The sequence below is a fragment of the Paracoccus laeviglucosivorans genome, from assembly GCF_900182695.1.
Taxonomy (GTDB): domain Bacteria; phylum Pseudomonadota; class Alphaproteobacteria; order Rhodobacterales; family Rhodobacteraceae; genus Paracoccus; species Paracoccus laeviglucosivorans.
In genome coordinates this window covers 364038-371197 of record NZ_FXTK01000002.1, presented here as the reverse complement: position 1 = coordinate 371197, position 7160 = coordinate 364038, and the positions used below count along the sequence as shown (strand labels likewise).

5 protein-coding genes are annotated in these 7160 nt (G+C 63.8%); all 5 read right to left on the bottom strand.

What is annotated here, in order from left to right; translation table 11 throughout:
- Nucleotides 1-129: 129 nt before the first annotated feature.
- From FN835_RS03820 to FN835_RS03800, 5 genes are read right to left on the bottom strand one after another with little or no spacing between them, the layout of a single operon-like run.
- Nucleotides 130-2763 carry a phosphoenolpyruvate carboxylase gene (locus FN835_RS03820; RefSeq protein ID WP_142661873.1) on the bottom strand — a complete coding sequence of 878 codons (2634 nt, stop codon included), beginning with the start codon at nucleotides 2761-2763 and terminating at the stop codon, nucleotides 130-132.
- Entirely contained in the window at nucleotides 2763-3734 is a 972-nt protein-coding gene (locus FN835_RS03815) for a 2-hydroxyacid dehydrogenase (protein WP_142661872.1), read from the bottom strand. Before FN835_RS03815 ends, FN835_RS03820 begins: the two co-directional genes overlap by 1 nt.
- 9 nt (nucleotides 3735-3743) lie before the next feature.
- Nucleotides 3744-4625 (bottom strand): succinate--CoA ligase subunit alpha, encoded by an 882-nt coding sequence (gene sucD, locus FN835_RS03810; RefSeq protein WP_142661871.1) that lies wholly within the window; start codon nucleotides 4623-4625, stop codon nucleotides 3744-3746.
- Complete coding sequence (locus FN835_RS03805; RefSeq protein ID WP_142661870.1) at nucleotides 4625-5821, bottom strand: malate--CoA ligase subunit beta; 1197 nt, start codon at nucleotides 5819-5821, stop codon at nucleotides 4625-4627. The genes sucD and FN835_RS03805 overlap by 1 nt, the downstream gene beginning before the upstream one ends.
- 28 nt (nucleotides 5822-5849) lie before the next feature.
- Nucleotides 5850-7097 carry a pyridoxal-phosphate-dependent aminotransferase family protein gene (locus tag FN835_RS03800; RefSeq protein ID WP_142661869.1) on the bottom strand — a complete coding sequence of 416 codons (1248 nt, stop codon included), beginning with the start codon at nucleotides 7095-7097 and terminating at the stop codon, nucleotides 5850-5852.
- Nucleotides 7098-7160: the final 63 nt, after the last annotated feature.

Here is a 7160-nt window from a genome sequence, read left to right as displayed (position 1 = left end):
CAGCTCGATCTCGTCGCGCTGGCGCCCAAGTTCCTGGCGGATCGCCCCAAAAACGGCCGGGTCCCGGCTGTCCAGCGTCTCGGTGAAGAATCCGGCGGGTTTGATCTGGTTCATGGTGTCTCCCTGTGGCTATCCGGTCCAGCCGAGTGCGGCCGAAATGCAGTTCATCGTCTGCATCAGGGCAACAGGCACGCCCTTGCCGGGTTGATGGCGATTGTCGCGCAAAAGTTTGATCTGCAGGTCGTGAACGCGGTCCAGTTCGGTGCGGACCCGCCCGAAACGTGCCGACATATTGGGGAAACGCTGGCCGATCGCATTTTCTCCGGTCAGGAACAGCACGGCGGCTGTGCTGGCGTCATATTCCTGCCGGATGCGCCCGAAGATGTCGTCCCCCACCGCGTCATCAGCGACCAGCCCGCGATATTTCGCGGCGACCGTCATATCGGCGTGAAACAGCGATTTTTCCGTTTCATCCACGATCAGGCGGAACACCTTTGAATCGCTGAACATCCGGCGCAACAGCGCATCGCCTTCGGCCCCGCGAAAGCGCCGGAACGTCGCGATGGCCGCGCCAAATCCATACCAGCCCGAGATCAGATGGCGGTTCTGCGACCACGCAAAGACCCACGGGATCGCACGCAGATCGTCCAGACTTTGCGCCCCGAAACGACGTGCGGGGCGCGAACCCATCTTCAGCATGGTCAATTCCTCGACCGGGCTGGCCTGATTGAAATAATGGATAAAGCCCGGACGGGTCAGCAACGCGCGATATGCGGTGCAGGACATGTCCGACAGCGCCTCAAGCGTGTCGTTGAATTCGGGGCGCACCGGCTCCACTGCCGCCACCAGCGACTGCGCCATGACGGAGGAGGTCAGGAGCTCCAGCTCATATTGCGCGGTGCCGCGATTGGCGAATTTGGAAGATACCACCTCTCCCTGTTCGGTCGTGCGCAGGCGACCGTTGATCGTGCCGCCGGGCTGCGCCGCAATCGCGCGCTCGGTCGGTGCCTGACCACGGCTGACCGATCCCCCGCGACCGTGAAAGAAGATCGGCAGCAATCCGTGGCCCGCAAGCACGCGGGTGATGCTGCGCTGCGCCTTTTCCAGCTCGCGGCTGGCGCACAGGAAACCACCATCCTTGTTGCTGTCGGAATAGCCCAGCATGATCTCGATCCGGCGGTTTTCGCATTCCAGACTGCGCCGGGCGATGGGAACGCGCAGCAATTCCTCAAGAATGGCGGGGGCGGCACGCAGATCGTCGATCGTCTCGAACAGCGGCACGACGCGCAGGTCCAGACGTTCGGGGCCAAAGCCCGCGTGGCGCGCCAGCAGAAACACACCCAAAAGATCGTCGCAGGATCGCGTCATCGACAGAATAAACGGCCCCATGGCCAAGGGATCATCGCCGAACCGCGTGTCGTGCATCAGGGCCAGCAGATCCAGCAGCTCGACCGCCTCGGGGGTCAGGCGGCTGCGGTCGGGCGCGGGAATATCATCCAACGCCAGTTCGGCGCGCAGACGTTGCGACCATTCGCGGTTGCCATATTCCGGTGCGGGGCCGGTCAGCCCCCAGATCGAGGCCAAGGCCCGCGTGGTAACCGAGGAGTTCTGCCGCACATCAAGTGTGACGGTGCGAAAGCCGAACACTTCGGCCTGCCAGCGCAGCGGACGGATCAGACGCGCGGCCAGCCGGTCGGCATCGATGTCGGTCAGCGCATCCTCGATCCGGCGCAGATCGGCAATATAGTCGCGGACATGCGGATAGGGCGCAGCCTCGGCGGTGATGCGGCGGCCAATGGCGCTTAGCGCCTGACGAAACAGCTCACCGGGATTGCGGGGATCGCCGGGAACGGGGGCGGCGTCGATCACGTCCTGCAGGCTTTGGCGGGCATGAAGCGGCAGGGCCGAAATGGCGCTGCTGATGCTAAGCTGCTGCGCGGCCAGCCCAAGCCCCTGCCGATAGCGGTCCAATGCGGCTTGCCGTGACAGGCGCAGAGCTGTGCGGGTCGTCTGGGTCGTGACATGCGGGTTGCCGTCGCGATCACCGCCGATCCACGAATGAAAGCGCAGGATCGGCCCGGACAGGTCCGCACCCACGGCGTCATGGAAGCGGCGCACCACGTTCGGAACGGCGTCGAACAGGCTGTCGCGAAAGAATTGCAGGCCCCATTCGATCTCATCGATCGGGGTCGGGCGCTGGCGGCGCAATTCGCCGGTCAGCCAAAGCAGATCGATTTCGCTTTCCAGATCCGCGCATAGGTCGGCCCTTTCGCGCGGCGTCCAGCGATGCGTTTCCAGCGTGACCAATGCGCGATAGATGCGGCGGTGGATTTCAAGCACGGTCACGCGCTTGGCCTCGGTCGGGTGGGCGGTCAGGGTCGGGCCGACGCACAGCCCTTGCAGGTTGCGCAGCATGGTATCAGGCGCAGCCTTTGGGGCCAGCGCGATCACGCGGGCAAAACTGCCTTCGACTGCGGCGGGGCTTTCGTCCGTTTCGGTCAGGCGGCGGGCGCGGGTGGCGACGTTTTCGTCGATGATCTTCAGCAGGTGGAACCAGATGTTCAGCGCCTGCAGATAGGCCGAGGCATCATGCCCCTGCGGCACCGCTTCATCTTGCCCGGATAGCAGCGGCAGGATGGCGGGTGCGCGGCGGGCGATGACCCGCAGCCACAGCCCGTTCATCTGAGCCCGCAGCCGATCGGCATAATCCGGCGACGTCTCCTCGGGCCGGGAGGGGTCGATGCGTTGCGCCCCGCCCTGCATCAGTTCACCCGGTCGCGCGGCGCGCGTCCTGCGAAAAAGTCCTGAAGATTGTCGATGACGCGAAAACCCATCGCCTCGCGGGCTTCGCGGGTCGCGCTGCCCAGATGCGGCAGCATGACAAGACGGTCGCAATCCTTTAGCGTCGGGTTGATCTTCGGCTCTCCGTCGAACACATCCAGCGCCGCGCCGCCGATCGCGTCGAACCACAAGGCCTGCGACAAGGCGATTTCATCGACCACCTCGCCGCGCGCGGTGTTGATCAGGAACGCATCGGGTCGCATCATCCCAAGTCTGCGGGCGTTGATCAGGTGCCGGTTTTCCGCCCCGCCCGGACAGTGCAACGAGACGAAGTCGCAAAGCGGCATCAGATCGTCCAGCGTATCGACCTGCACCGCATTGCATTGCGCCAGAACCTCGGGCGCGATGGGGCTGCGGTTGAAGACGATGACCTTCATCCCAAAGCCGTGATGGGCGCGGCGGGCCATTTCCTGACCGATGCGGCCATAGCCCACGATGCCCAGCACCTTGCCGGACACCTTGGTTCCGACCATGTGGGTCGGGCGCCAGCCGGTCCATTCGCCCGCCCGCAACTCACGCTCCCCCTCGCCCGCGCGGCGGGCCACCATCAGCATCAGGGTCATCGCCAGATCGGCAGTGCATTCGCTAAGGACGTCAGGGGTGTTGGTCAGCACAATGCCGTGGCGGTTCACCTGTTCCAGATCGACATGGCTGTAACCCACGCCGTAATTGGCAAGGATGCGGGTTTGCGGGCGTTCGACCTCCAGCGCGTCGGGACCGATCTTGTCGGTCACCGTCGGCAGGATGGCGTCATATTCCCGCATGGCGGCCCGAAAATCACCGGACCCCATGGGCTTGTCGTCAAGGTTCAGCCGGGCGTCGAAAATCTCGCCCAACCGCGCCTCGACCGCCGCAGGCCAGCGGCGGGTCACAAGAATGCGAGGTTTTGCCATGACGGTCCCCTATTGCATGACGCGGGCGATGGTTTCCCCGATCACGGCCGGGTTTTCGGCCACGGTCACGCCTGCCGCCGTCAGGATATCGACCTTTTCCGCCGCGCTTTCCCCAAAGGCCGAGATGATCGCCCCCGCATGGCCCATCGTGCGGCCCTTGGGTGCGGTCAGACCGGCAATATAGGCGACCACGGGCTTGGTGATGTGGTCGCGGATATATTCCGCCGCCTCGGCTTCCTGCGGACCACCGATTTCACCGATCATGCAGATGATGTGGGTGTCGGGGTCGTTCTGGAAATGCTCCAGCACGTCGCGGAAAGATGATCCGTTAATCGGGTCGCCGCCGATGCCGACGCTGGTGGACACACCCAAGCCGCGTTCCTTCAGCTGCGCCGCCGCCTCATACCCCAGCGTGCCGGAACGGCCGATGATGCCCACATTGCCTTGCAAATAGATGTGGCCCGGCATGATGCCCAGCATCGCCTTGCCGGGGCTGATCGTTCCGGCGCAGTTCGGGCCGGTCAGGATCATGCGGCGTTCCTTGGGATAGCGATACATGTAGCGTTTGACGCGGATCATGTCCTGCGCCGGGATGCCATCGGTGATGCAGACGCAGTAACGGATGCCTGCGTCCGCAGCCTCCATGATGCTGTCGGCGGCGGCGGGCGGCGGGACAAAGACCAGCGTGGCCTCGGCCCCGGTTTCGGCGACGGCTTCCTTGACGGTGTTGAAGACGGGGACGCCTTCGACCTTCTCACCGCCCTTGCCGGGGACCACGCCGCCCACGACATTGGTGCCGTAATCCAGCATTTCCTTGGTGTGGAAGCGCGCCATCTTGCCAGTGATGCCCTGGACGATGACCTTGGTTTCGCGTTCTAGGAAAATGCTCATCACACCACCTTCAGGTTCGGATTGCGGTTCTGGTCGGCGCGCCATGACTGCACGGCGCGTTCTGCGGCCTCCATCAGGGTCGTCGCGCGGATCAGCGGCAGGCCGCTTTGCGCAAGGATCTTCTGGCCTTCTTCGACATTCGTTCCGGCCAGTCGCACCACGACGGGCACGTCGATCGGTTCGTCCCGCAGGGCGCGCACGATGCCTTCGGCCACCCAGTCGCAACGGTTGATGCCCGCGAAGATGTTGATCAGGATCGCCTGCACATTCTTGTCGGACATGACCAACCGGAAGGCGCGGGACACGCGTTCGGGCGTCGCACCGCCGCCGATGTCCAGAAAGTTCGCAGGCTCACCGCCCGCCAGCTTGATCGTGTCCATCGTGGCCATGGCAAGGCCCGCCCCGTTCACGATGCAGCCGATATTCCCTTCCAACCCGACATAGGACAGGCCGTGGTCGGCAGCGCGGGATTCGCGGGGATCTTCCTGCGATTTGTCGCGCAGCTCCATGATCTGCGGGTGGCGGAACAGGGCGTTGTTGTCGAATGCCATCTTGGCATCCAGTGCCAGCACCCGGTCATCGCCGGTCAGAACCAGCGGATTCACCTCGACCATGGTGGCGTCCAGTTCGCGAAGTGCGCGATAGCAGCCGCGCAGGGTGCGGACCATCTGCTGGATCATGCCGGGCTTGATGCCCAGGGCAAAGGCGATCTCGCGGCACTGAAATTCGGGCAGGCCCACGGCGGGTTCCACCACCGCCCGGATCATGCTGTCGGGGCTTTCGGCCGAGATGTCCTCGATCTCCATCCCGCCTTCGCTGCTGGCGATGATCATGACACGCTGCGTCGCCCGGTCCAGAACGAAGCCCAGATAGATTTCGCGCGCGATCGGCACGGCGGCTTCGACATAGACGCGGTAAATGCCTTTGCCTTCGGGGCCGGTCTGATGCGTGACCAGTTTCTGGCCGAACATGTCTTCGGTCACGGCCTGAATCTCGTGGTCGCTGTTGCAGACCTTGACACCGCCCGCCTTGCCGCGCCCGCCGGCATGGATCTGCGCCTTGACGACCCAGCGCTCGCCGCCGATTTCACGGGCGCGATATGCCGCCTGTTCGGGGCTATAGGCCAGCGCACCCTGCGGAATGCCCACGCCGAACTGGCTGAGAATTTCCTTGGCCTGGTATTCGTGAATATCCATCTTCGCCTCCTCCCAAAGACGTGCCTGTTTATTCCGCGGCGACGGCGGTCCGGTAATGCTGCTCAAGGCGCTTGCTGATCGGACCCATGTCCACATCCGCGCCCATGTCGTTCATCTGGCCGACGAAGCGCGTGACGATATCGGTAATCGCGCGTTCGTTCAGCAGGTTCAGGATGCCGATGCGGACCTGCACCGGTTCAGAAAGCGTGGGCCAGATGCCGAAACCCCTGGCGCGGCAGGCCTGCACCAGCTCCATTTCCCGGCCCTTCAGGCTGTCGGGCAGGTTCAAGACCACAAGCGACGTCATGTTCGACGTGACATTGCAGCCCGCCGCCGTCACCGCATCGCGCAGCGCCGCCTCGTGGAAGGCATAGGATTTCGCGCGTCCGGCGACGGTCTGCTGCAGCGTGATGCGCAGGGCTTCGTGGAATGCAGCAACCGCATAGGCGCTGTGGGTGCGGTGATAGGTGCCCTTTTCCGCGTCCTTGCCGTCGATGATGCCCCAGTGCCGCGCCTCAAGGATCGGGTGATGCACAAAGGTGCGGCAGCCTGTCTGGCGCAGGTTCTGGATATAGGCGTCGGTAAAGGACACCGGCGCATAGGTCAGCGGCAGGCAGCAGATGCCCTTTTGCGGACAGGATGCCCAGCCCGCGACGCCGGGATAGTCGTCGATGCGGAAATCCTCCACCCCCAGCGACGACACGGCATCGACCAGTCCCATAGCACCATGCGCAAGGCACGCATCCGAGAAGCCCTGCAGATCGTTGATCCGACCCGAGCCGGTTTCCCAATGCGTCATCACCGCCCATTTGGGCTTGTGCTGCGCCAGCGCCGTTTGCACGACATCGCCCGTGACCGACTGGCCATGCGGCACCTGCACCACCGTGACCGAAGCGGGCTTGGGATCCAGCGGCGATGCCGCCAGCTCATCCGCCGTCGCGGCTTTCATCCGCAGCGTCAGCCCGTCGATCCCGGAAAACGTGCCGTTGTTGAAGACGACCACCGTGTCGCCAGGCATCACCGCGCTGAACAGGCAGTCCAGCCCGCTCCAGCCCGTGCCTGCCACGCCGAAGGTGTGAATGTTTCGCGTGCCCATGATTTCGCGCAGCATCAGCTTGCATTCTACCATGCCGCGCAGGACGTCGGCCTGCATGTGATCGGCCATGCCTGCGCTGGCAAAACGTTGCAGAACACGCGGATCGGTATTCCCCGGACCGGGTCCAGCCGCGATCGTGTCGGGAATTTCCAGTTGCGGGAAGATAACCACTTCGGCCATGAGGTTTCCTGTTGGTTAAATATGTTTAACTTAACGAAACGCATCTTCCAAAAACTCGCAACG

What these genes read in the sequence shown, in the direction of transcription:
- FN835_RS03820 (WP_142661873.1), bottom strand. Translation starts at nt 2,763, where the DNA reads ATGCAGGGCGGGGCGCAACGCATCGACCCCTCCCGGCCCGAGGAGACG.
- FN835_RS03815 (WP_142661872.1), bottom strand. Translation starts at nt 3,734, where the DNA reads ATGGCAAAACCTCGCATTCTTGTGACCCGCCGCTGGCCTGCGGCGGTC.
- sucD (WP_142661871.1), bottom strand. Translation starts at nt 4,625, where the DNA reads ATGAGCATTTTCCTAGAACGCGAAACCAAGGTCATCGTCCAGGGCATC.
- FN835_RS03805 (WP_142661870.1), bottom strand. Translation starts at nt 5,821, where the DNA reads ATGGATATTCACGAATACCAGGCCAAGGAAATTCTCAGCCAGTTCGGC.
- FN835_RS03800 (WP_142661869.1), bottom strand. Translation starts at nt 7,097, where the DNA reads ATGGCCGAAGTGGTTATCTTCCCGCAACTGGAAATTCCCGACACGATC.